Origin of the sequence: Winogradskyella aurantia (assembly GCF_002266855.1) — a bacterium.
Lineage (GTDB): Bacteria > Bacteroidota > Bacteroidia > Flavobacteriales > Flavobacteriaceae > Winogradskyella > Winogradskyella aurantia.
In genome coordinates this window covers 247127-273476 of sequence record NZ_NGJN01000005.1, presented here as the reverse complement: position 1 = coordinate 273476, position 26350 = coordinate 247127, and the positions used below count along the sequence as shown (strand labels likewise).

Below are 26350 nucleotides of genomic sequence, written 5' to 3'. Positions count from 1 at the left end.
AATCCCTCAAATTAAATCCTGTTATTTTAGGATTACTTTTTTGGTCAATTGCTGATTACCGTCTTGTAATTTAACAACATAGACACCTGAACTCAATGTATTTGCATCTAAACTATTTTTATTCAGAGATGTATCTAATTCCTGTAATAAAACCCTTCTACCAAGTAGATCAAAAACTGAAGCCTTCGTAAGACCCAATAAGTTACCTTCTATTACAATGTTTCGGTTTTCTTGATTGGTGTAAATATTTAAAGCATTGAGACTTGCTTCTCCAACAGACAAGGCATCAGATGTAAAGTGCAAGAAGAATCGTCCTGACCCATTTATCGCTATGCCTGATGTGAAGACGTAACTAGATGTATTCAATAAGGTGTATGTATTGTTAACGTTATCTTCCAGATAAACCTCAACGGAGGACGGTAAATCGTAACTATCTAAACTGAATGTTATTTGTTGCCCTTGATTCGCATGGAAACTTAAAGGGATAATGACATCATTAATATCATCGGAATGTAAGGTTTGAATCACCATTGGGACTCCTTCATTGTCTTCAACCAAATGCGAAAACAACGAAAACTCGGGGATACTACCTCCAAAAACGGCAGCATCATAACCTATATCCAAACCTGTACTCCCATTATCATGAAAATAAACAGATATAGACGAAATCTCATCTGTTGACATCGCTTTTAATTTGATGAAATTAGTATCATTTGCTTCTCTGCCTAGAATAAAATCATCAGAATTTCCTAACACCTGCATATCCTTGGTAAACTCTAGTGATGCCGATGGATTCTTTGACGATACAAAAAAGCCTTGGCCTGGCGCAATGAGTTCGGGTCCTTCCACTAAGTTGGTTATGGTCCAAATACTTACAGAGGTATCTGCGTTATAACCATAAATCGCAGCTGTAGTCTCAGCTAACAAACTAAGATTTGTTACCCCAGAAACGGTTCCAACATGATTTAAAAAGGCATCTACATCTAGGTAAGCTGGATAAGGATTGCCTATTAAATTCCACTCATGGAAAGCGCCAGAAATATCATCAGAAATGCCAACTTCAACCTCGCTATTAAATAATTCTCCAGTAAAAATCAGAGGCTCGCCATTACCATCAATTTCAGGAGTATTCGTTGCTGCGCGGTAACCTCTGCCTAGGGTCAACGTTTCAACATCATTATAGTTATAAATCACATAATCGTCTGTAGTACCCTTTTCAAAAGGTCCAAATAAATATTGCGTATTTGGTATTGCCACACCGTCATTAAAAAGGATATTTGCATTATAGTTGCCGTCACTGGTTAAGAAAGAGCTCCATGTTTGTCCGGCAAGGGGCGGCGCTATTAAATCATTACGATTTAGGTTAGCGTTGGTATAACGGTGATATTTGGCAGTACCTTCAACAATGACGTCTCCATTTACAACTAACCCTGAATAACTATTCGATCCCGAAAACATATTTAAATCACCGCTGATAGTTAAGCTTGCTCCAGAAGGCACTACCATATTAGAGCCAGCATCTATATTTACATCTTTTACAACTGTAGTACCTGTAATTGTTGGTGGATTAGCGGTTAGTGGAATGGTGATTACTGAACATTCTGTTGGAACTTCGTTAGGTGTCCAGTTATTTATATCATCCCAATTTGAAGATACTGAACCGTTCCAAGTTGCAGCTGTTGTTGTAATGCAACAGTTGTCTTCATTAGTAATAGGATCTGCCAAATTTTTAAAATAATCGAATTGGGCCGTATGTGCTGGATGTGTACCAGCATTACCGCTGTAAAGGCCTATACCACTTACAACTAGGGCATGGGTAAAGTTAACAGCTTCTTCCCAAGTTGAGCCATCCGTGGAATACCATTGTGTCCATAAATCACCCTCTCGTTTAATACGCATGTATAATGGAGCCGTATTTAAAAGCAGTACATCAGCGTTTACTTTATTATTTGAATTTAGAGGCAAAGTATTTGATGGTGACTGCAATATTGACGCAAAAATTCTTGTATTACTGTCAGTACTAAAAAATTCAAATCGTAAAAAATTGAATTCATCTTGTTTTATTAAAATGCCCTGTTCTTGAAATTGTGGTGACGTTACACCAGAGTCTAGTTTAACCTCTATCTCAAAATCGGTATTGTTACAAGTCTGCAACACATGTGGGGCCTGTATGCCCGATGTCCACATTTCATGCGACGAATCTGCTGGTACAGAAATTTCTAAATAAGCATTTGAAGTACCTGATCCAGTAAGTGCAAATGACCCATCTGATTGAGGATCAATGAAAGTCCATGCAGGGTTAAGTTCATCATCGCAAAAATCATCAGAAACCAAACTTGAGACAGTTCCAGAACTTACAATTATGTCAAAGGTTTCTTCATCAGTAAAGCCCTCGTTGTCGGTCACGGTGATAGTCACGGGATACGTACCTGCATCTCCGAGTTGCGGGTTAATATCTATTGTAGCCGTACCGTCATTATTGTTGGTTAGTGACGCAAAACTTGGGAGTCCTGTTTCTGAAAATACGATATCGACATCATTTCCGTCTGCATCTGTAGCCATTAAGGTTAGCGGTAAAGTACTTCCCTCTTGAACGGATTGGTCACCGATTGCTGCCAATACAGGTGATTGCGGCGCATCACATCCATCCTCGTCACTAATAGGGTCTACCGAATTCAAGAAGTAATCAAACTTTGCGGTATGCCCAGGCGAGCTTGCACCTAAAGCATTCCCACTATAAAGGCCTACGCCACTCACTACTAGTGTATGATTGAAGCTACCCGCTGTTTCCCATGTGGCACCATCGAACGAATAGGATTGTGTCCATAGATTTCCTACTCTTGTCACCCTCATATAGACAGGTGCTGTTGTATTGAGATCTCCGATATTTATATTAACTATAGGAAGAGCTGACGTCAATGGAGGACCCGTCCCTTCCAATATTGCTGCCAACAATTGCGTATTTGAGTTACTGCTATACATCTCAAAACGCAGAAAATTGTTATCATCTTGCTTAACTATAATACCTTGCTGTTGGTACTGTGGTGCGTTAACGGGTGAATCCATTTTCACTTCCAACTCAAAATCGGTATTGTTTGACGCTTGTAAAACATGAGGTGCTAAAATCCCATCTTCCCATAATTGATGCTCAAGGCCTCCAGGTACTGAAATTTCTAGTAGAGCATTATTAGTTCCGGACCCCGTTAGCTCAAAATCAGCATCGACCAAGGGGTCATTAAAGGTCCAAATGGAGTTGAGTGTATTGTCGCAAAAATCATCCGAGACAAGATTGGAAGGCGCTATAGAATTTACAACGATATCAAATGCTTCACTATCCGTAAGACCATCAGCATCTGTAACTGTAATGGTCGTGGTAAACGTTCCAGCATCTCCCAGTTGTGGATCAATGCTGAGTGTGGCTGTTCCGTCATTATTGTCGGTTAGTAAGCAGAAACTCGGCAAACCTAATTCTGAAAACACAATACTGGCATCATCACCATCGCCATCTGTGGCCGTTAATGTTAGTTGCAAACTACTTTCTTCGTCTACCAATTGATTTCCGATAGCTGCCAACACTGGAGGCTGTGGTGCATCACAGCCATCTTCAGCACTAATCGGATCGTCTATATTTAGGAAGTAATCAATCTTAGCCGTATGTGCAGGTGAACTATTTCCAGTGGCATTACCCGCATATGGCCCAATTTGTGTGGGGACCATATCGTTAAAAAAGGTTGCACCAATTATAAAATCAGTACCATTTTCTGAATAACTCAAGGTCCATTGATTGCCGACCCTTTTCACACGCATATATAATGGTGCTGCACCTTCCGAGAAAATATCGTCATTGACGAAGGCGGCCTGAGCTCCTGTTAGGCTAAATGCTTGCGCGTAGAGATAGGTCTTTTCGTCATCTTTACTATAGAACTCAAAGCGCAAGTAGCGTGTGTCACTTTCCTTAACTAATATCCCTTGTTGTTGATACTGTGGTGAAATCACACCAGATTCGAATTTTACTTCAACTTCAAAATCACTGTTGTTTATCGTTTGCATTAGGTTGGGCGCATTGATGCCAGAAGTGAAAATTTGGTGTTCAGGGCCAGCTGGTACAGCAATTTCCAAAAATGCATCATTGGTCCCAGATCCCGTAAGAGCAAAATTGGCATCGTTCAGCGGATTATCAAAAGTCCAAACAGCATCTAAAGTATTTCCACAGAAATCGTCTGATTTTATGCCTGAGGTAAAAGTCGATAGAATTAAATCTGTTCTTTCCACACTTTCCACACTGTTAGACCCTGAAATTTTGTACTGATAAATAGTATCAGCTGTAAGACCTGTCAAGGTAATTGAATGGGTTGTTACCAAGTTTGTATCCTCTACAAAACCGTCTTCAAAGACGGCTGTAGGTCCATAATCGACGCGACTGGATGCAGGTTGATTGGTGTTCCAAGTGATCGTGGCCTCCGTATTATTATTTGATAATTGGGTTTGCACATTGCTAATGGAAAGTGAGCCAGGGGTCACTATAACGTCGCCAAAGGTGACATCCGTCTTATGTGCAATTAACATTAATGAGCCTTCCTGTAAGTCGGAAGTACCCTCCGTTTGTTCCAAATTCCAAGCATCAGGTTCTGCAGTACCCTGCTCCCAAAATTTTATACGGTAATTGGTGTTGCCCGAAACAGCATCAGTCTCTACAGAAGTACGGAACATATAGGTAACCTCTAGCTGTCGAGTAAAGCCAACACTATTTCCCTGATAAAACTCAAGCCTGTTAGACCGAAACCAAGAAATTGCGCCTAATGGAAAATAGCCACATTGGGGTTGTGTACAGGATACTGGAGTACTTGTGTGACCTTTCCAGCGTAAAAGAACCCCAACACCACCATCACTCTCCATACTATGTATAGTAATGGGAACCAAAACCTCATAATTGGTTGACGTTTTATCACCCAAGGCAATCAATCGATCGTAGCCAGGTTCATCTGTTCTTACACCATCAGGCGTAAGCAAAAACTTGCCATCTACAACATGGCTAACATCGTTGATCTGGGTGATATCGTTATTAAGAGAGCTCCAATCGATATCGTAAGGTATGGGCCAGACATTGCCATCGGTGTAATTAATAGTCACTGTTTTGGTGCTTGTATTAAGCTGATCATCGATTGCGGTAATCAACACCGTATTAGAACCAGGGAGCAAATCCGTCGCCGCGATATCGATATTAAAATCTCCTGAGTTTTCTAAACGCCTATTATCTGGACCTATGTTTAAGTCAACGGGTGTTCCGCCATTGAGACTATATGTAAACGATGTAATCGTGCCATCATCCATGATATTACCCAGTATATTACACCAAACTTGTGGTTCGCCAATATTTCCGAATTTCTGGGTGTCACCATACCATATATCAATAACTGGCGAGGTTTGTGCTTGAACCGTATGGAATGACATAAGGGTTAATGCCAAAAAAAGTACTATTAAATAAAAATAGGGATTTAACTTCTTCATGATATGATTAAGACTAGTATAATTAATTTAATATTATCTAAACCATAACACGAATGCCGAGGTGAATAAAGTCTAGCAGATTATTTTGGGACAATCATAAGTGACCTGCCGTAACCACAAAATATACTAGGAAATGACTATGAAAAGAAACTAAATGAATTCAACTTTTTTGTCAATAAAAATCCTCAATAGAACCAATAAATTGGATGTTTACCAGTCACGATTACATTTATATTGTTGATTAACAGCCTCTAAACATAAGTAAAAAAATAACGAATTCGACTCTTTATAATTTCATATTCGTCCAATAGCTAAAATATCAGACAAGGTGAAGATACCCTTCATAAGTTACGTTGCTAAAACTAAAATCTAAAGAAATCCTACAACACTAGTCTTGGTCGCTAGGCCCAAAACTAGAACCTAGTATAGTACTTAACTAAAGGTACAACGGTTGAAGGTTAAACAAGGCCATTATCAACTTAAAAAAGCAAAGCCTATCGATTTCAAAGGGCCTGGCTAAATTCGTTCAGCTCAAATCCATTAATTTTCACCTTTATGTATAACTACTAAAACCAGTCTAGTTAGACTGGTTTTAGTATTGAAAAAAGAATTTTTGTTTATATACGACCGTTATACATATTATTAAACCAAAAGCCTATTTATAGATTAAGTCGAAGCGATCGAGTTTCATAACTTTCTCCCATGCCGCGACAAAATCTTTTATAAACTTCTCTTCGGCATTATTACTGGCGTAAACTTCAGCCAAAGCACGCAATTCTGAATTTGAACCAAAGATTAAGTCGGCCCGAGTAGCAGTGTACTTAACTTCTCCTGTTATTCTGTCTTTACCTTCAAATTCTTCTTTTGTGTCTGACGTCGCTTTCCACTCCGTACTCATATCTAATAGATTAACAAAGAAATCATTATTTAATTGATCCTTTCGCGTTGAAAATATGCCGTGTTTGGATCCGTCGTAATTAGCATTAAGAGCGCGCATACCACCCACTAAAACTGTCATTTCAGGAGGTGTTAGTGTTAGCAATTGGGCTTTGTCAAGCAATAATTCTTCGGTAGATATTTTATATGGAGTTTTCAAATAATTCCGAAAACCATCTGCCATAGGCTCTAATAATTCAAAAGAAGCTATGTCTGTCTGCTCTTGCGTAGCATCCATACGTCCAGGTGTAAATGGAACCTCTATGGTATAGCCTGCATTTGCTGCTGCTTTTTCAACTGCTGCATTACCCGCTAACACAATTAAATCCGCTAAGGATACTTTCTTAGTGCCCGCTTTAGCATTGAAATTACTTTGAATATTTTCGAGCACTTTCAATACTTTCGCCAATTGTTCTGGGTTATTTACATCCCAATCCTTTTGGGGCGCCAAGCGTATTCTTGCGCCATTGGCACCACCTCTTCTATCTGAACCGCGGTATGTGGAAGCTGAAGCCCAGGCTGTAGAAACCAATTCGCTGATGGATAAACCTGAATTTAAAACCGATGCTTTCAAATCTGCAATGTCCTTGGCAGTAATGAGTTCATGATTTACAGCAGGTATAGGATCTTGCCAAATCATATCTTCTGTTGGTGCCTCTGGTCCTAAATAAGTAGTCTTTGGACCCATGTCCCTGTGGGTTAGCTTGAACCAAGCACGTGCAAAGGCCTTGTCAAATTTATCAGGGTTTTCATAAAAGTCCCTTGAGATTTTTTCGTAAACAGGGTCAAAACGCAACGATAAATCCGTGGTTAGCATGGTAGGTTTATGCATTTTTTCCGGATCAAAAGCATCGGGTACCATCATTTTGGGGTCTTTAGCTTCCCATTGATGTGCGCCTGCCGGACTTTTGGTCAGCTCCCATTCATTTTCAAATAAATTAAAAAAGAACAAATGGCTCCATTGCGTAGGCGTAGCCGTCCAAATAACTTCGAGTCCAGAACTAATAGCATCAGCGCCTTTACCTGATTTATAAGTGCTTTTCCATCCAAACCCTTGTTCCTCAATATCGGCCGCCTCAGGTTCAGGTCCAACATAGGACGCAGGTCCGGCACCATGGGTTTTCCCCAAAGTGTGTCCACCAGCAATAAGGGCAACAGTTTCTTCATCGTTCATTCCCATTCTGCCGAAAGTTTCGCGAATATCTATAGCCGCAAGAACAGGATCAGGGTTACCGTTAGGTCCTTCGGGATTCACATAAATCAATCCCATTTGCACAGCAGCCAACGGATTTTCAAGTTCACGGTCGCCTTTATAGCGCTCATCATCTAACCACTTGGTTTCCTTACCCCAATAAACGTCCATATTAGGTTCATAAACATCCTCTCTACCACCAGCAAAACCGATAGTTTCAAAGCCCATCGATTCAAGAGCCACATTACCAGTAAGAATCATTAAGTCAGCCCAAGAAATTTTATCGCCATACTTTTGTTTAATAGGCCAAATAAGTCGTCTTGCTTTATCCAAATTCACATTGTCTGGCCAGCTATTAAGAGGTGCAAAACGTTGCTGCCCAGAACGTGAACCACCACGACCATCGCCAGTGCGATACGTACCAGCGCTGTGCCATGCCATTCTAATAAACAAACCACCATAGTTTCCATAATCCGCAGGCCACCAATCTTGTGACTCGGTTAAGACTTTACGAATGTCATTTTTGAGTGCCTCATAGTCAAGGCTATTAAATTCTTCGATATAATTGTAGTCTTCTCCCATGGGGTTGGACAAGGCAGCATTTTGACGAAGCATGCTAAGGTTTAACTGATTAGGCCACCAATCGCTATTACTGGTAGCTTTCATATTGGAAATACTTTTTTGGGTTGCCCCAGAATATGCATCTACAGGTTCCTTATTTTCCTGACATGCCATAAATAGTACAGCAATGGCCATTAAAAAGCCACCTAAAATAATTTTTTTCATATACCTAAAATTTTGATTTATACTGTGTGAGTTTAGTAATAGCCTAATATATAACAAGTAAAACCGGTAAAAAATGACTTTTGTCATTGAAAACCATTGAAAGTGATGGCCTGGTATATTGCCTTGATACGAGCACTGCTTTAATGGTGTATGAAACATAGAACACTAAACAATCATTATCTTTAGTTAATAAACGCTCAAAAAACCAAAGCTTTTAAATAAAAGCCTATCTTTGCCAGCTGAAAGTCAGAAATTTGACTTAAGAATTGCCTCAAGGTGAGGCCGTGTTACCAGAAGTTTAGGTTTTTGTATGTCGATTCGCTTCTTATGTAACACTACAACATATAATCGCATACGTAACATAAACAATGAGTACATTTAAAGATTTAGGTCTTAACGAAGACCTGCTACAAGCCATTTCAGATTTAGGATTTACAGAACCTAGCGAGGTACAGCAAAAAGCCATTCCAGTTTTATTAGAAGAAGACCGCGACCTCGTGGCGTTGGCGCAAACAGGTACAGGAAAAACTGCTGCCTTTGGTTTTCCTATGCTACAACAAATAATTATCGATAGTAGAACCACGCAAGGTTTAATCCTCTCCCCTACACGTGAGCTCTGCCTGCAGATTACCAATGAGATGAAGCTCTACGGTAAATACTGTAAAGGTCTTAATGTAGTAGCGATATATGGTGGAGCGAGCATTACTGATCAAGCCAAACAAATCAAAAAGGGTGCACAAATCATAGTGGCGACTCCGGGACGGATGAAAGATATGATAAGTCGGAACTTGGTTGATATTTCAAAAATTACCTTCAGCGTCTTAGACGAAGCAGATGAAATGCTTAATATGGGTTTCTATGAAGATATAACCGATATTTTATCTCATACCCCAAAGGATAAAAGCACATGGTTATTTTCGGCGACGATGCCAAAAGAAGTTGCTAAGATTGCCAAGGATTTTATGCATAACCCCGTTGAAATTACAGTGGGTAATAAAAATGAAAGTACGAGCCAAGTCTCCCATGAATATTATATGGTCAATGGACGCGATCGCTACTTAGCCTTAAAACGATTAGCCGATGCTAATCCTGATATTTTCTCCGTAATATTCTGTAGAACCAAACGCGATACGCAAAAAGTAGCAGAAAAATTGATAGAAGATGGCTATAGCGCGGGTGCCCTGCATGGCGACCTTAGCCAGAATCAGCGTGATTTGGTGATGAAGTCCTTTAGAAACAAACAGATTCAGATGTTAGTAGCAACCGATGTTGCTGCGCGAGGTATTGATGTGGATGATATTACCCATGTTATAAACTATCAACTACCAGATGAAATTGAGACCTATACCCACCGTTCAGGACGTACGGGACGTGCAGGAAAAACTGGGGTCTCTATGGTTATCGTGGCAAAAAGTGAAGTGCGAAAAATAAAAAGTATAGAGCGCATCATCAAAAAAGAATTCGAAAAGAAAGAGATACCCTCAGGTATGAAAATCTGCGAGGTGCAATTGATGAGTTTGGCCAATAAAATACACAATACGAAAATCAACCACGAAATCGATCCCTTCTTGGATCAAATTAATGCCTTATTTGAAGATAACGACAAAGACGAGTTGATAAAAAAATTCTTTTCCGTAGAATTTACACGATTTTATGATTATTACAAAAAGGCCAAGGATTTAGCCGTGTCTGATTCTGGCAGTGACAGGAGTAGCAAAATTAGCTCAGACGAAACGCGCTTTTTCATCAATGTAGGCCGTAAAGACGGTTTTGACTGGATGTCGCTTAAAGATTTTCTGAAAGACATGTTAGATCTTGGTAAGGATGACGTCTTTAAAGTGGACGTAAAGGATAGTTTTTCATTTTTCAATACGGATAAGTCCATAGAAGACAAAGTGCTGTCTTTCTTTACGGACTTTAAACACGAAGGTCGTTTTGTCAATGTTGAAATCACCGAAAATAAAGGTAAGAGTCGTTCAGGAAGACGTGATAACTTCAAAAAGAACGACAGAAGACAAGGTGATAGTCGCCGACGCAAACCAGAGCAACCTCGAGGGGATAGACGTAAACGTTCCAATGCCGGTTCAGAGCGTCCTAGACGCTCGAGACGACGCTAGGGTTTGGAACGCTCTAATTATTCAATTCAGGGTACTTTGCGATGTTAATATTAAGTCAAATCTGTTTTAGATATTCCTTTAAATACAGTAAGTTTATTACCTTTAACACGTAATTAGTGTGCATGCGATATTTACTGCTTTTCCTACTTTGCTTAACTACAGTTTATAGCTATAGCCAGGAAAATGATGGACAAAAGGAACCAACTCGGGTCAGAGGTACCATTATCAGTACCACAACCAATGGCCCTTTGAGTGAAGTTAATATTGTAAATATTAATCAAGTTATTGGTACATCCACCAACGATGAGGGTGAGTTTGAGATTAAGGCTAATGCCAATGACACTCTGCACCTCTCCTATTTAGGGTATAAATCTATTAAGGTTCGTGTCACAAATGACTGGATAAAGTTTGGTAACACCAAAATTGAAATGACCGAATTAGCACTAGCCCTAGAAGAGGTTACGGTTAAACAACTGGAACTTACAGGTTATCTAGAAGTGGATATGGCACAGGTCCCTATTCAGTCCAATGAGCGCTACCGTATTTCAGGTTTACCAGGTCAGGGCTATGAAGCCAGAAGACCAAACATAGCAACCAAAGTTCTCGGGGCAATTTTCAATCCAGCGGATTTTCTATACAATATGTTTGGTAAAAAACCACAGGAAATGCGTAAGCTGCGAAAAATGAAAGAAGACGACGAGATTCGAAATCAGCTGTCCAAACGCTACGACCGCGAAATGCTAATGGTATTGTTACAGGTCAACAAGTTCGATTTAGATGAAATTGTAAATCAATGCAACTACTCCAGGGATTTTATCAATACCGCTAATGACCTTCAAATATTAGACGCAATTAGTCAATGTTATGAAGAGTACAAAGTGATTAGCCGTAATAAAGACCGTAAAAAAAAAACTAGATAACCGAGTTGTGCCTTAAAGCACTGCACAAAATACTACCTTATAAGGTCCCCATAATGTAGTATGTAATTTAAAAATTTAAGTGTCTGCTAAATAGCGCTCTACAATGGCCTCATAGTCCTTGATAGTTTTCCTTACCCAATCGAAACGCTTTTCAATCAATTCTGCTTCGCTCAAATGCCAATTTAAATCAGATTGGCGTAATTGGGAGGTCACATGTTGAAGAATTATAGCAGCAGAAACAGAAATATTGAGACTTTCCGTAAAACCTACCATAGGTATATTTAAGAAACAATCCGCGTTATCCATGACCTGCTGGGAGAGCCCTTCAGTTTCGCGACCAAAGAAAAAACACGATTTTTTTGAAATATCAAAAGCTCCTAAATTACACCCTTCGGCATGAGGTGACGTGGCAACAATCTGATAGCCTTCTTGTTTTAAGTTTTTAAGACAGTCCCTAACCGTGTTATAGCGTTTTAAATCTACCCATTTTTGTGCGCCCATGGCAATTTCTCGGTCAATACGTTTGCTGTTGACCTCTTCAATAATATTAACTTCCTGTACCCCAAATACATCACACGAGCGGATAACGGCACTGGTATTGTGCAATTGATACACATCCTCAATCGCCACTGTAAAATGCTTCGTGCGCTGAGACAAAACGGATTGAAATCGCTGTCGTCGATTTTCTGTGAGGTAACCTTCCAAATACTGAAGGAGTTTTAGATCCTGCATAGGTCAAAAATATAAAATATATACACAATTATCATTAGGTAAATCAAATGCACCATCAGACCGAAGCTATAAAAGACCTAAAGGTACTATTGCTACTTGAAATCACTTTTAGTACTTTTATTGTATGAAACATATCGTTGTACTTACAGGTGCAGGAATGAGTGCTGAAAGTGGTGTTAAAACCTTCAGGGACCACGATGGACTTTGGGAAGGCCATGATGTTATGCAGGTTGCTTCTCCGGAAGGTTTTAGGGCGAATCCAGAGCTGGTATTAGATTTTTACAACCAAAGACGACGCCAACTTAAAGAGGTTCAGCCCAATGCTGCCCACATAGCCTTAGCCAAACTAGAACAAGAACATAAGGTGACCATTATAACCCAAAATGTGGATGACTTGCACGAACGCGCCGGCAGTACTTCAGTTATTCATTTGCATGGCGAACTGAACAAAGTGCGCAGTACGGGTAACCCAACGGACCTTAAAACATGGACGGAAGACTTAGTCCTTGGTGACACTTGTGCACAAGGATATCAGTTGCGTCCCCATATTGTTTGGTTTGGAGAGGATGTACCCATGATAGAACAAGCCGTTGAAATCTGTAATACTGCAGATGTTTTAGTAATTATTGGAACAAGTATGCAAGTCTATCCCGCCGCTAGTTTAATGCATTATGTGCCTGAAACCATTCCTAAATTCTATATTGACCCAAGGCCAGCACTATCCTCCAATACCCACCTAACGGTTATTGCCAAAACGGCAACCGAAGGCATTAAGGATTTTATGGCAAAACTTTAGAATGAACACTAGTAATCATCCTCGCTGAGAGTAAAAAACTCATTGACCGGTTTATCGAAAACATTTGAAAGCTTTAAAGCTAAAACTGTAGAAGGCACATAGCGATTAGCCTCTATGGAATTTATTGTTTGGCGTGACACACCTATTTTCTTTGCCAAATCATCTTGAGTTAAGTTTAAAATGGCACGTTCTACTTTAATTGTATTCTCCATTACCTATAGCGCTTTAAGGTGTGATAAAACATGAGCTGAATCATGAGCATAAACAAGAGGACTTGAAAATCACCCAAATCCTTATAAACTTCACCTCCAGAGTGCACAACATTAGAAACACCATACTCTACATAAGGCATCACCAAGCTATAGATTACACCTACAATAAAAGCTATAGCGTAAGACTGGGATCTCAAGCCCATAGTCATTTCATCTTCTATTTTATCTTTAGACAAGGACATGATGAGCATGCCTACTAGTAAAGTCTTTTGTAATAAAAGTTTTAACCATTCTAATTCGCCGTCCAAGACAAATGCCCTTATAAACATCATAAGCACAGATAACAAGGCTATGGCCAAGCCAACAGTCATAAAATGATGCGGCAGTCTAAAGTTAGAAATTTTTAAAAGGCCTTTACGCTCACAGTCTATTCGTTTTTCAGTATTCATAATTGACAAGTTTACTTTCTTTTTAGTCTTATTTATTTTACATTATGACAAATATACTTTACATTAATGACACTGCCAAATAGCAGACACTAAAATCTACTTTAGGAGTTTTTAAGTTCAATCCATTTACTTAAGTACTTAGTGCCCTGAAACCCTTGCAGCTGTAATATCTGACCAATAAAATTATGTTGACGATAAGTTTTCAGATGTTGCTTAACGTGTGCGATGACCTCTGAAAAAGGGACCGTGAATTGAGATTTATCGAAACGTTGTTTAAGAATTTTTGTTCCAAATTCTTGCTTTTGCTTCCACAATTCTTCTGTTTTATACAGTTGAACCGCTTTCTCTGCGAATATGTCTGAATCATCCTCAACAAAACCATTTGGCTCAAATTCACCAAACATACCTTCTTCTGCTATACTAGACATAATACAAGGTGTACCATTAACCATAGCATCAATAAGTTTGCCCTTTAAACCTGCTCCAAAACGCAAAGGCGCTAGGCAAACTCGATACCCACTCATGGTGCGGTTAACATCGTTTGTAAAGCCTTTGATGACAAAGCCTTGGTTATAATCATTTAGGTCTAATATTTTTTGAGAGCTATAGGCGCCATAGACATGTAGCTCAGCGTTTGGCATTTTCTTTCTGATTTTTGGCCAGATTTCTGATTTTAAATACAGTGCGGCATCATAGTTAGGTGCGTGTAAGAAATTGCCAATAGATATAAAGTTCTCTCGCGACTCAAAGGTATTTTCTTCGATTTTCGATTTATGGGTTAAATCTATTAAAAAGGGCAAATAATACAGTTGCTCTTTAGGAAAACCAAAATCATGAGTTAAGATTTCCATCTCAGACTCTGAGATAACGAGATTCAAATCACAACAGTACATACTTGCTATTTCGCGTTTACTTATTGGGTTCTGTAAATACGAAATCTCAACAGCCCTATTTTCCTTCATGGCCAACTCTCTAGCTTTTCGCAAACCGTGAAAGTCTTCCATATCTAAAATCCTTAGGGCATCAGGACAATTTTTAGCAACCCGCCAGCCATATTGTTCAACCGTCATAAAACGATCAAAGAGTACCAACTCTGGATTTAAGTCTTTAATAAACGCATCAAAGGAAGAATGATTAAGCTCAATCGTCTTTACTTTTATTCCAAGCCCGGACAAATCAAAACTTCTGTCCGAACTATTAGCGGCAGAGGCAAATGTAATATCGTAGTGTTGTGCTTGGAACAGATCTATAAGTTGAAGCATCCGGCTTCCTGCTGCAGAACTCTTTGGTTCTGGCCAGACAAAACCAATAATCAATAATTTTTTCTTCATCAAAAAATTATAATTGCCAAATCCCGAAATTCAATGGTCTAAATCTAATATGTTATTTAGAAACTTAAATTCGTTGGTTTAATGCATTTGCCCTACTCAGCCTCCTTTAGAAATGCATATTTAATGCGGGCCATATTCACCCATGAAACGATAGCATCAATCTGCTCTTGAGAAAGGTCAGCCTCTCTATGCGTCCATGTATAACTTGGCAATGGCATTTCTTTTTCTTCCACTTCTTCTGCCAGCTCCTCGAGTTTGTGGTCTTTCTTTTTATCTGAATAAGCTTCCCATTGGGACGCATTAAAATGCTCCTTCCCTTCAACTATATGGTCATTCAACCAGTAGTTGACCGGTGTAATAGTGTTGTACCAAGGATAACGGGAATGGTCACTATGACAGTCGAAACAGCTGCTTTTCAAAATTGCCTTTACATCCTCTGGTGGATTGGTGTCCGCTAAAAACGCATCTACACTAGATATATCACCATCGTTCTTTTCGGGCCCAAAGAATTGTGCTAATACAAGCACAATAAGTATAGCCAACACAAGGTTTTTCAAGAGTTTTTTTATCATCGGAATTTAACTAATTTAGAAGGGTTAAAAATAATAAACCTTTTGACAAAAGACCAACTTTACAGGAAATTAAATGAGGTAAATGCCACCAGGGCATGCAGGCATCAATACGCTACCCTTGTTCTAAATGAGCCAGATCTCTTTCGACCTCTTATGGAGATATTATTTATGGTAAATGATAAAACATCTTGCAAAGCGGCATGGGTATTTGAATTTGTATGCGCTGAACAGTTAGCCCTTATCATACCGCAATTAAATTACTTCAGCGAAAACATAACCAAGGTGCATTTAGATTCTGCCGTTAGGCCTGTGTCAAAGGTTTGTCTATTCATTGTTGAGGCTTACTTTTCTAAGACAGAAAACAGTATAAAAAGCAATCTTACAAGTTCGCACAAGGCACAGATTATAGAGGCCTGTTTCAATTGGATGATAAGTGATCAAAAAGTAGCTCCGAAAGTTTATGCCATGACATCTTTATTTCTTTTAGGGAAAGAGCTCCAATGGGTGCATTCGGAACTAGTTTCGATATTAGAAAAAGATTTTAGTAGCCAAAGTGCCGGGTTTAAAGCTAAAGCTAGACATATTATGCAAAAACTAACCTAGTCGTTTTTGTACTACATTTTCGTCTAATCTTCGAGATGCAAACTTCCATCTTAGCACTTACTTCCCTATCTTTGGGGCTTAAAAATTTTCTATTCCAATGATAGTATCCGCACTGAATGCCATTTCCCCAATAGACGGTAGATATAGGTCCAAGGTTGAAGACTTGGCCAACTATTTTTCAGAAGAAGCGCTAATTAAATACAGGGTACTTGTTGAAATAGAATATTTCATCGCTTTATGCGAACTACCATTACCTCAATTAAAGGGTGTTTCTACAAGTGTCTATAAAGACCTAAGAGCTTTATATAAAAACTTTACGGCTCTTGATGCCTCTGCCATTAAAGAAATAGAAAAAGTCACCAATCACGATGTAAAGGCTGTTGAGTATTTCATAAAGGAGAAATTTGATGCCTTAGGACTTACGACATACAAGGAATTTATCCATTTTGGGCTAACCTCACAAGATATCAACAATACCGCAATTCCACTAAGCATTAAGGAAGCCATGAACGATGTATACGTTCCTGAATATTTAACCTTACTAGACAAAATTGAAAGTTTGGCCAAGGAATGGGCTGACGTGCCAATGCTGGCAAGAACCCACGGACAACCAGCTTCGCCAACACGGTTAGGGAAGGAACTGAAAGTTTTTGCTGTTCGCTTAAAGGAACAATTCAATTTGCTGAACGATGTCCCCAGTGCAGCAAAATTTGGTGGTGCCACAGGAAATTTTAATGCCCATAAGGTCGCCTATCCTAACATTGATTGGAAAGCCTTTGGAACACAATTCGTTCAAGAACGATTGGGGTTACAGCACTCTTTCCCAACCACACAAATTGAGCATTACGACCATATGGCAGCACTTTTTGATGCTTTAAAACGCATCAATACCATTCTCATAGATTTAGATCGTGATATATGGACCTATGTATCTATGGACTACTTTAAACAAAAAATAAAGAAAGGCGAAGTCGGTAGTTCTGCAATGCCACATAAAGTTAATCCCATTGATTTTGAAAATAGTGAGGGTAATCTAGGGATTGCCAATGCCATATTTGAACATTTATCTGCAAAACTTCCTGTCTCAAGATTACAGCGAGACCTTACAGATAGTACGGTTTTAAGAAATGTCGGCGTACCATTTGCACATACCATAATAGCGTTTAAATCTACCTTGAAGGGTCTTGGAAAATTATTATTAAACAAACCGAAGTTTGAAGCCGATTTGGAAATGAATTGGGCTGTTGTGGCCGAGGCCATACAAACTATTTTAAGGCGCGAAAATTATCCTAACCCCTATGAAGCTCTAAAGGGCCTTACCAGAACCAACGAAGCCATCACCCAAAAGTCTATCGCCGAGTTTATTGACCACCTAGATATAACGGAGGAAATCAAGGTAGAATTAAAAGCAATCAAACCGAGTAACTACACAGGAATATGAAGTTGATGCCCATAAATAACAATTCCATTGCCCTGATTCTTGTAACGATAATCGGTATTGGATTTTTTATAGCTGGTATGACGAAGGTACTGGACTACTTTATAGTGAAAGTTCTGCTATTCGGAGGGTTTACAGTATTAATTGCCGTTGCTATCGGCTACGGCATTAAAAATGACTCAAAAAAAAATCGCCCTGAAGATAAACTACAGGACGATTCCTATTAACATTTTAAATAAAAATAGGTTTATTTAAAAAAGGAGGTCAATTCTTCGAGTCGTGAGTCGTCAAAATTAGCGTTCTGTATTACGGACTGTAAGGACATCAATTTTCCTGCATTCATATCATCTCCTAATATCCGAGCTATCAAAAAGCCTTTATCATTGGCATTACCGAATAAAATTAATTCGTCAATTTTATCAACATCACCTAAAAATTTTACTACAAATTTCCCATCGGTGCTATTTCCGCCTCGCATCAATTCCTCATATTTAGCATCATCCAGGATGTCCTGAATTTTTGCTAGCTCCGAATTAAATTCTTCAAGATTTGATTCATCCACCCGATAAGCTAAAATATTCAGTTTATCAACAGACTCGTAGGCTTCTCGCTGCTTATCTGTAAGGTCCACCCCTTCCACGTTTATAAAACTCCTTGGTACATCGTAGGATACAAAACCAGGCTGCATTTCACTATCTACATAATATGTTTGCAGTGTAGGACCTTGGTTACAGCTTGTTAAAACCATAACCAAGCATACTACGACTGTTACTATTTTGATTGATTGTCTCATAATTATAGGGTTTATCTTAACCTTTTTTCTTTTCACCAGCTTTCTCTAGCTGCTCTCCTGCAGGGATATCCATCTGCTTAGTCAATTTTGATATTTGCCTAAGGTCAATATCACCTGTAAGGGTCAACAATACCGTTTCAAACTCTCGTTTTTTACCATTAATCGTGATATCTTGACCTTCGGTCATTTCCTTTAAACCACTAACAAACATCAAAAGCTCCATTACGTGGTTTTCATCCTTACCTTCCTTAACGTACATTTTTACAGTTTGTCCACCGTCCTTTATGCGCATTAATTCTTCTAGAGTTGATGACTTTAAGTACTTATCCACAGTGGCTTTCATTTCTGCTGAAACTTTTTCGTCTCCAGTTGTAAATACTTTAAGACCAGATATCTTTTTTACCATTTCCATAAATTGTTGGTCTTCAGGATTATCCATATCAATATCTATACTGGCAATCATAGAGAACATCTTTTGATTTATGATCATGGATGCCACCTCTGGATTACTTTCGAATTTATCGAAGATACTTTGTGCTCCTGCCGCTACTGGCGCCAATAGAAGCGCGATTATTACAATAAAATTTTTCATAATTCCTTAATTTTTGTGTGTTACGTTTTTACTTGTTTTTAAATATTCTGTTTTTAGCTTTGGTAAATTCATCGAGTCTACTTACACCCGCCATGCCTTGATCTAAATTTTCACCGACCAGCGTTAAAGCGCCTAGTTGTTCTTTACCTTCATTAATACCCAAGGATACCAAACTTAAGGCCTCCATGGTTTGATTATAAGCAAGAAGAGCTTCTTCTTTCTCTTCTTCGGTTGGACCCATGATACGCGGTATCATTAATCCGAGCATTAAAACAGTAACCGCTGCGACAGAAATCCACTGATATAATCGTATAGTCTTCTTAGGTTTTAATGGAACGTCTTTGGTGTACTGCTCTTCTTGCGATTTTGAAAAGTATTTGAACAATGGTTTATATTGCTCTAAATGTGGTGCTACCGTATCACTTTCAAAATAAGCCCTTAGTTGGGCTTCTTCCTTAAGTGTGGTTTCAGCATTGTTATACTTTTCTAATAGTTTCTCTATATTATTTAATACCATAACGATGTGTATTAGTTAATTTTTCTCTTATAGTTTTTCGTGCTCGTGATAGGGCTACACGTATGGCTGTCTCATTCATATCTAACATTTTTGATATCTCAGCGTATTCGTATTGTTCTATGTCTCTTAACTGCACTATTATTTTTTGTTGTTCTGGCAGGTCTTCTATTATTCGAGAGACCCAATCCATGCTATCTCTTACTTCTAGTTGTCTTTGCAATGAGGCATTACCATCTGTATAATTACTATGAACAATTTTTAGATTTTGCGCTTGCCTAGATTTTAATCTATCCAGACAAAAATTCTTAGTCATTGTCATTGAGAACGCCTCAACATTTTTATACTCTTCAATCTTAGCCTTATTATTCCACAATTTTAACAGTATTTCTTGAGTAGCATCTTCAGCTTCCTCTCTAGAGACCAGCAATCGCTTTGCCAAACGAAAGACCTTATCCTTAAAAGGCATGACTAAGCTTACAAATTCTGCCTGTTTCATTACTATTTTTGATTGGTTGCGAAAAGCTCTTTTTATTCGCCTTCATTATTACGACGATACAACATACAATTTGTTACAAACTTTTTTATTATTACAATATTGTCTGTAATTTTAGGGTTATTAAGACTACAGAATCTGTAGGAATTAAAAAAATGACAATGAAAAAGATTAAAATACTTCTGCCCCTTTTTATCCTATTCTTAGTAACTAATAGCTGTTATGAAGACTTAGATGACAATGCTTCTACCACACAAAATATCAATGACTTTGTTTGGAAAGCAATGAATGCCACCTACCTGTATAAATCTGACATACCTGATTTAGCGAATGACCGTTTTACTTCAGACGATGAGTATAGAAATTACCTAAATTCGTTCTCATCTCCTGAAAGCATCTTTGAGTCATTAAAATATTTACCTGAAACAGTAGATAGGTTCAGTGTCATTTTTAACAATTATTTTGACGTCCTAAATGCCCAAGAAGGCAATTCGATTACAGATGGTTTAGAATTTAATCTCTATCCGGTTCCGGGTAGTGAAACTGAAATTTTCGGCGCTATTACACTAGTCTTGAATAACAGCGTTGCCGACAATTTAGGTTTACAACGTGGACAACTCTTCAAAAGTGTAGATGGCATTACGCTAACCAGGAGTAATTTTGTGGAATTACTCAGTCAAAATTCCTATACGCTGGGATTTGCTGATTACGATACCAATGGGACCGAAACCATTGCAGATGACACCATTGCCTTAAACGGCGAAACCGCTGCCTTATCGGGACAGCAGTACACTGAAAATCCGGTTCATAAGACAGAAGTTATTCAAGTAGCCAATATGAGTATTGGCTATTTAATGTACAATGGGTTTAATAATAATTTTGAAAATCAACTGAATGCTGCTTTCGCTGAATTTGCGGCAGCTGGTGTTGACGAATTGGTATTGGATCTGCGTTATAATGGGGGTGGTTCTGTTCAAACAGCTGTCAATTTAGGAAGTATGGTAACCGGTCAATTTTCAGGTGAGGTGTTTTCTAGGCTATTTTATAATGAAAATTTACAAAACAATAATGTAGATTATTTATTCTCTACATCAATTGAGGGCGGTGGTGCTATTAATAGCCTTAATTTGTCGCGGGTCTATGTCCTTACCACCAATCTGAGAACAGCTTCTGCAAGCGAACTGGTCATCAATAGCCTCAGGCCTTATATTGACGTAGTGGTGGTAGGCGAAAATACCGTTGGCAAGACACAAGCTTCTATCCTATTATTTGATTCGCCCGGACTCACTACATTAGAAAATGTAAACCCGACACATACTTATGCCCTACGTCCATTAGTAGCTAATTCTGTAAATGTAAATGACGCTTTAGTGCCACCTGATGGATTAATACCAGATATTTTCTTAAGTGAAGTATCTTACAATCTTGGGACTTTGGGGGATGTAAATGAGCCTCTTTTAGCAGCGGCCATCGCAAATATTACAGGTACAGGACGCTATTCACAACTAGTTACAGAAGCATTAGAACCACTTAGTGTGCAGAAATTTTTAGGTCCACTAGATATGGAAATGTATATCGACTGATTTTATTAAAATCATCCTCTTCGGATAATACAGAAAAGCGCTCCCTTTTGAGGGCTTTTCTGTATTAAGAAATCCTTTAAAACGAATAATAGCAACTATTGCTTTATTGTAGGGCTTATTCCTATATATAAATACGTCATTGACGCGTCCAGCGAATAAAATGTTGAATCGAATATGCTTTAACTATTTTTGAATTACTAGGGAATTAGTCCTCCTTTTTATTTTGCATTTTATAAGCCAAATAGATAAATCCGACTAAAAAATGAAGTAAGATGATTCCAGCAACGATATATAGTGTTAAATTTGAATTTGATTGCATAAAAAGTAATTTTCATAAAGATAATTATCTTTCCAAAGGCAAAAGGTTACAAACGTTACACATGAGATTTATTCAATTTTTATTACTGTATTCACTTTTCGTTTCGTGTAAGAATGACCAAGCCAAAGTCACTTTAGAGAACAGTCCGGGAACTGAATTGCAACTTAAATATGCTGAAGGCTTCAAAATCGTAGACTACGAGACCTATAAAATTTTAACTATAACAAAACCCTGGCCAGAGACCCAGAAACAATACAGCTATGTGCTAGAACGTAGTGCCTCCAAGAAGTGGATAAAATCGGATAATCTTGACCTTATTCATCTTACTCCTATCACCAAACTCGTTGTGACATCAACAACCCACATACCAGCTTTAGAACTTCTTGGCGTAGAACATACCCTAATTGGCTTTCCTGGCACAGACTATATCTCTTCGAAAAAAACCAGGGCTTTAATTGACGATGGTGCAATTCGTGATTTAGGTAAAAATGAAAGTATTAATACTGAAGTCTTATTAGAACTCAATCCGGATGTTGTTATCGGTTTTGGGGTAGATGGCGTCAATAAAACATTTGAAACCATTAAAAAAGCAGGCATTCCCGTTATTTATAATGGAGATTGGGTAGAAGGCTCTCCTTTAGCTAAAGCAGAATGGATAAAATTCTTTGGAGTTTTATTTAATAAGGAAAAGGAAGCTGATTCTATTTTCAATACTATCGAAAGTCACTATTTAGAGGCAAAAGCCATAGCAAAAAAAGCCAAATCGCAACCAACGGTACTCAGTGGCGCTATGCATAAAGACGTTTGGTATTTACCTAATGGCTCAAGTCCAGAGGCTCAATTTATGCGTGATGCCAATCTGCATTACCTTTGGGAAGATTCTAAAGGAAACGGAAGCTTGGCCCTGAGTTTTGAGGTGGTATTTGAAAAAGCCAAAAATGCCGATATTTGGTTGAGTCCATCTTATTATACCAGTTTAAATCAGTTGATGGAAGCGAATAGCCTTTATGCCAATTTTAAAGCGTTTGAAACTAGAAAGGTGTATAGCTTTAGCCACAAGAAAGGTACAACCGGAGGTGTGCTTTATTATGAAATGGGGACCACAAGACCAGATTTAGTTCTCAAGGATTTGATAAAAATTTGTCATCCGCAATTGTTAGAGGATTATGAACCTTATTTCTTTGAGCCCTTAAACTAATTGAAAACCCAAAACACATATCGTATTCAATTTTTAGTTTTGGTATTAGCTGTTGTACTCTGTTTTTTACTTAATCTTAGTTTAGGGTCGGTACATATTCCTATTAAAAGTATCTTCGGAAGTTTCTTTGGCTCGACTGATAATTCCACATGGGATGTGATAATAACCAATTACAGGCTACCTAAAGCAATAACAGCGATACTCGTCGGTTCTGGTTTAGGAATTTCCGGCCTATTGATGCAAACCCTATTTAAAAATCCATTAGCCGGACCGTTTGTCCTAGGTATAAGTTCTGGAGCGAGTTTAGGTGTCGCCTTTGTTATTCTTGGTTCAGGATTATTTGGTGGTATAGTGGCTGCCACTTTAGTTTCAAAATGGAGTATTGTAATGGCCTCAAGTTTGGGGAGTTTTTTAGTGCTCCTAGCTGTTTTGGCCGTATCAAACAAGGTGAGGGATACCATGGCTATACTAATTATAGGATTAATGTTTGGCAGCATCACTGCCGCTGTGGTAAGTGTATTATCGTATTTTAGTTCTGCCGAACAACTTCAACAATACATATTCTGGGGCTTTGGTAGCTTAAGCAACTTATCTTGGAATGAAATATTGATTTTCTTTGGTATCTATGCCGTTGGAATTATCTTGAGCATAGCATCCATTAAAGGTTTAAACAGTTTGTTACTTGGCGACAACTATGCCAAAAGTTTAGGATTAAATTTAAAGCAAAGTAGATTTGTCATTATACTATCAACAAGCTTAATTGCAGGTACCATTACAGCATTTGCAGGACCCATTGCTTTTATAGGTTTGGCCATACCGCACTTGACAAGGCAAATTTTTAAAACCTCGAACCATAAAGTTTTACTACCGGCAGTGTTCTTGTTAGGCGCTGTGGTGATGCTTATTTGCGATAGTATTGCCCAGGTCCCAACGACAGATTACACCCTTCCTATCAATGCTATTACAGCTTTGGTAGGTGCACCTGTAGTTATTTGGTTATTGGTAAGACAACGTAAAATGATGTTTTAATGGAAGATAGACACAGACATAGCATCCTAAAAGTAGAAAACCTATCTATTGGTTATAAGTCTAGGACATCTAGTACTGTAGTGGCTTCTAACATTAATTTTCAACTAGAAAAGGGTGAGCTTATTGGTTTGGTCGGTGCTAACGGAATTGGAAAGTCAACGCTACTTCGCACCTTGATAAAGGTACAACCTCCACTTGCCGGTAACGTTCTGTTGAACGACCAAAAACTAGAAGATATAGCTTCAGTAGAGCTAGCACAGCAATTGAGCATAGTCTTAACTGAGCAAATAACATCGAAGAACCTGTCCGTACAGGAGCTAGTGGCCTTAGGGCGTTACCCTTACACCAATTGGATTGGTAATTTTACTGATGCCGACTACAGAATTGTAAACAAGGCGCTAGAGTCCGTAAACATAAAAGACCTCAAAGACCGAAAATGCTATGAATTAAGTGACGGCCAATTACAAAAAGTAATGATTGCGCGTGCACTGGCCCAAGATACGGACATCATTATTTTAGATGAGCCTACAACCCATCTAGATATGTACCACAAAGCCTATATCTTAAAATTATTGCAACGGCTTACAAAGGAAACAAACAAAACAATACTATTTTCTTCTCATGAAATCGACCTGGCTATTCAGCTATGTGACACCATGATTGTGATGCGTCATGACAAGGTAATTTATGATCAACCGTGTCGTCTTATTTCAAAAGGAGTCTTTGAAACGCTTTTTCCCGAGGACCTGATATCCTTTGATAATAAAACAGGAAGTTTTAGAGTTTCAAAATAAAGTTTATTTCTTTGAAACTATTCGTTTATGTTTTTAAACATTAAGATTTATATTTGAGAACACAGATATTTCAACAATGAATGATACCCTTATTCTCTTTTTTGCCATTGTCGTTTCAACAGGAATCGGTGCTTTTTTTGGTCTAAGGTTCGCCCAACTTAAAAGCAAAGGTGATAAAAGCGCTTTGGAAGAACGCCAACTTCAAATGAATGCGACTATTTCTGATCTCAAAGAGACGATTGAAAAAGTGGAGACCGAGCGCGAAGATATCAGAAAAGAAAAAGATTTTTTGAGTAAGGAATTATCCCGTCGAAATACTGAATTTGAACATCTTCAAGAGCAGAACCTTAGGCGCGACGAAGAGCTCGTAAAACAACAAGAGCAATTGCGCAAGGATTTTGAATTAATGGCCTCAAAAATTCTTGATGAAAAATCGGAAAAATTTACGCTTCAGAATAGGGAAAATATAAAGAACATATTGAATCCTCTCGAGGAAAAGATAAAAACCTTTGAGAAAAAAGTTGAGGACACACAAAAAGAAAGCATTAGTATGCATTCTGCCTTAAAGGAACAGTTACTGGGTTTAAAAGACCTTAATCTTCAAATGGCCAAGGAGGCCACTAATCTTACCAAAGCCTTGAAAGGTGATAGCAAAACCCAAGGAAATTGGGGCGAATTGGTTCTAGAGCGTGTTCTTGAAAAATCGGGATTGGAAAAAGACCGTGAATATTTTGTACAACAAAGTTTTCAGCGCGAAGATGGTACTAGGGTTATGCCAGATGTGGTGCTACATCTACCTGATTCTAAGAAAATGATTATTGACTCTAAAGTATCGTTGACGGATTATGAACGCTTAGTGAATGCCGATGACGATGAACGTGGAGTACACCTAAGAGCACATGTCAATTCCATCAAGAAGCATGTAGATCAGCTTTCGGCTAAAAACTATCAGGATTTATACGATATTGAATCACCTGATTTTGTGTTGATGTTTATACCCATTGAACCTGCCTTTGCCGTTGCTATTAATGAAGATAATAGCTTATACAATAAAGCCTTTGAACAAAATATCGTTATCGTAACACCTTCCACCCTATTAGCCACGCTCCGTACTATCGATTCCATGTGGAATAATGAAAAGCAACAACAAAATGCCATTGAAATTGCCAAACAAGCAGGTGCTTTATATGATAAGTTTGAAGGTCTTGTTCAGGATTTAACCGGTGTAGGTAAAAAAATAGATGCTGCAAAAAACGACTATTCAGCTGCTATGAATAAGTTGGTTGAGGGCAAGGGCAACCTGATTTCACGCGTTGAAAAAATCAAAAAAATGGGAGCCAAAGCGAAAAAATCATTACCTGAAAGTATCATTAAACGCGCAACTGACGAGGAGTGATTACACGTTTCTGATAATAAGCATAATTTTAAATATTCCACTAA

The 26350-nt window shown here is 38.4% G+C and carries 22 protein-coding genes; 11 read left to right on the top strand and 11 right to left on the bottom strand.

Features of this window, described 5'->3' with window-relative positions:
* Positions 1-21: 21 nt before the first annotated feature.
* Positions 22-5508, bottom strand: a complete 5487-nt coding sequence (locus CA834_RS10900; protein WP_094968731.1) for a T9SS type A sorting domain-containing protein — start codon at positions 5506-5508, stop codon at positions 22-24.
* Positions 5509-6163: 655 nt separating this feature from the next.
* On the bottom strand, positions 6164-8422 hold the full coding sequence (gene katG / locus CA834_RS10895) for a catalase/peroxidase HPI (RefSeq protein ID WP_094968730.1): 2259 nt from the start codon (positions 8420-8422) through the stop codon (positions 6164-6166).
* A 368-nt stretch (positions 8423-8790) separates the two neighbouring features.
* Between katG and CA834_RS10890 the strand changes: the two genes are divergently transcribed.
* Positions 8791-10539: a DEAD/DEAH box helicase gene (locus tag CA834_RS10890; protein ID WP_094968729.1), complete on the top strand. Its 1749-nt coding sequence runs from the start codon at positions 8791-8793 to the stop codon at positions 10537-10539.
* A gap of 122 nt (positions 10540-10661) precedes the next feature.
* A complete protein-coding gene (locus CA834_RS10885) occupies positions 10662-11459 on the top strand; it encodes a carboxypeptidase-like regulatory domain-containing protein (RefSeq protein WP_094968728.1) in 798 nt (265 codons plus the stop codon).
* A gap of 75 nt (positions 11460-11534) precedes the next feature.
* Here the strand turns inward: CA834_RS10885 and CA834_RS10880 are convergent, their stop codons facing one another.
* Positions 11535-12191, bottom strand: coding sequence for a TrmH family RNA methyltransferase (locus CA834_RS10880; RefSeq protein ID WP_094968727.1), 657 nt, complete (start codon positions 12189-12191; stop codon positions 11535-11537).
* A gap of 124 nt (positions 12192-12315) precedes the next feature.
* Here CA834_RS10880 and CA834_RS10875 point away from each other — a divergent pair, with 124 nt between their 5' ends.
* Positions 12316-12987, top strand: coding sequence for an SIR2 family NAD-dependent protein deacylase (locus CA834_RS10875; protein ID WP_094968726.1), 672 nt, complete (start codon positions 12316-12318; stop codon positions 12985-12987).
* Between the two features lie 8 nt (positions 12988-12995).
* On the opposite strand, the gene CA834_RS10870 is transcribed toward CA834_RS10875, so the two are convergent.
* The 4 genes from CA834_RS10870 to CA834_RS10855 all read right to left on the bottom strand — a co-directional run bounded on the left by CA834_RS10870 (position 12996) and on the right by CA834_RS10855 (position 15551).
* Positions 12996-13199: a helix-turn-helix transcriptional regulator gene (locus tag CA834_RS10870; RefSeq protein ID WP_094968725.1), complete on the bottom strand. Its 204-nt coding sequence runs from the start codon at positions 13197-13199 to the stop codon at positions 12996-12998.
* Positions 13199-13648 carry a hypothetical protein gene (locus tag CA834_RS10865; protein WP_133085491.1) on the bottom strand — a complete coding sequence of 150 codons (450 nt, stop codon included), beginning with the start codon at positions 13646-13648 and terminating at the stop codon, positions 13199-13201. Before CA834_RS10865 ends, CA834_RS10870 begins: the two co-directional genes overlap by 1 nt.
* Positions 13649-13749: 101 nt before the next feature.
* A complete protein-coding gene (locus CA834_RS10860; RefSeq protein WP_094968723.1) occupies positions 13750-14979 on the bottom strand; it encodes a glycosyltransferase family 4 protein in 1230 nt (409 codons plus the stop codon).
* 92 nt (positions 14980-15071) lie between these two features.
* The gene (locus tag CA834_RS10855; protein ID WP_094968722.1) at positions 15072-15551 is read right to left on the bottom strand and encodes a heme-binding domain-containing protein; all 480 of its coding nucleotides are present in this window, start codon (positions 15549-15551) and stop codon (positions 15072-15074) included.
* 42 nt (positions 15552-15593) lie between these two features.
* Here CA834_RS10855 and CA834_RS10850 point away from each other — a divergent pair, with 42 nt between their 5' ends.
* The 3 genes from CA834_RS10850 to CA834_RS10840 all read left to right on the top strand — a co-directional run bounded on the left by CA834_RS10850 (position 15594) and on the right by CA834_RS10840 (position 17819).
* Positions 15594-16154: an adenylosuccinate lyase gene (locus tag CA834_RS10850; RefSeq protein WP_094968721.1), complete on the top strand. Its 561-nt coding sequence runs from the start codon at positions 15594-15596 to the stop codon at positions 16152-16154.
* 97 nt (positions 16155-16251) lie between these two features.
* Positions 16252-17595 carry an adenylosuccinate lyase gene (gene purB, locus CA834_RS10845; RefSeq protein WP_094968720.1) on the top strand — a complete coding sequence of 448 codons (1344 nt, stop codon included), beginning with the start codon at positions 16252-16254 and terminating at the stop codon, positions 17593-17595.
* 5 nt (positions 17596-17600) lie between these two features.
* The gene (locus tag CA834_RS10840) at positions 17601-17819 is read left to right on the top strand and encodes a hypothetical protein (protein ID WP_206186871.1); all 219 of its coding nucleotides are present in this window, start codon (positions 17601-17603) and stop codon (positions 17817-17819) included.
* A 20-nt stretch (positions 17820-17839) separates the two neighbouring features.
* Here CA834_RS10840 and CA834_RS10835 read toward each other — a convergent pair whose 3' ends face one another.
* Genes CA834_RS10835 through CA834_RS10820 form a run of 4 tightly spaced genes read right to left on the bottom strand, consistent with a single transcriptional unit; the run spans position 17840 to position 19990 of the window.
* A complete protein-coding gene (locus tag CA834_RS10835; protein WP_094968718.1) occupies positions 17840-18385 on the bottom strand; it encodes a DUF4252 domain-containing protein in 546 nt (181 codons plus the stop codon).
* Between the two features lie 16 nt (positions 18386-18401).
* Positions 18402-18977 carry a DUF4252 domain-containing protein gene (locus CA834_RS10830; protein ID WP_094968717.1) on the bottom strand — a complete coding sequence of 192 codons (576 nt, stop codon included), beginning with the start codon at positions 18975-18977 and terminating at the stop codon, positions 18402-18404.
* A 28-nt stretch (positions 18978-19005) separates the two neighbouring features.
* Positions 19006-19494 carry a hypothetical protein gene (locus CA834_RS10825; RefSeq protein ID WP_094968716.1) on the bottom strand — a complete coding sequence of 163 codons (489 nt, stop codon included), beginning with the start codon at positions 19492-19494 and terminating at the stop codon, positions 19006-19008.
* Positions 19481-19990 carry an RNA polymerase sigma factor gene (locus CA834_RS10820; protein WP_094968715.1) on the bottom strand — a complete coding sequence of 170 codons (510 nt, stop codon included), beginning with the start codon at positions 19988-19990 and terminating at the stop codon, positions 19481-19483. The genes CA834_RS10825 and CA834_RS10820 overlap by 14 nt, the downstream gene beginning before the upstream one ends.
* A 158-nt stretch (positions 19991-20148) precedes the next feature.
* On the opposite strand from CA834_RS10820, the gene CA834_RS10815 reads away from it, so the two are divergent.
* The 5 genes from CA834_RS10815 (at position 20149) to rmuC (ending at position 26306) form a co-directional block, all read left to right on the top strand.
* Complete coding sequence (locus tag CA834_RS10815) at positions 20149-21570, top strand: S41 family peptidase (protein ID WP_094968714.1); 1422 nt, start codon at positions 20149-20151, stop codon at positions 21568-21570.
* 380 nt (positions 21571-21950) lie between these two features.
* Positions 21951-23087: an ABC transporter substrate-binding protein gene (locus CA834_RS10810; protein ID WP_094968713.1), complete on the top strand. Its 1137-nt coding sequence runs from the start codon at positions 21951-21953 to the stop codon at positions 23085-23087.
* Complete coding sequence (locus tag CA834_RS10805) at positions 23088-24116, top strand: FecCD family ABC transporter permease (RefSeq protein ID WP_094968712.1); 1029 nt, start codon at positions 23088-23090, stop codon at positions 24114-24116.
* Complete coding sequence (locus tag CA834_RS10800; RefSeq protein WP_094968711.1) at positions 24116-24910, top strand: ABC transporter ATP-binding protein; 795 nt, start codon at positions 24116-24118, stop codon at positions 24908-24910. Before CA834_RS10805 ends, CA834_RS10800 begins: the two co-directional genes overlap by 1 nt.
* Before the next feature lie 76 nt (positions 24911-24986).
* Positions 24987-26306 (top strand): DNA recombination protein RmuC, encoded by a 1320-nt coding sequence (gene rmuC, locus CA834_RS10795; RefSeq protein WP_094968710.1) that lies wholly within the window; start codon positions 24987-24989, stop codon positions 26304-26306.
* The last annotated feature ends 44 nt before the right edge of the window (positions 26307-26350 follow it).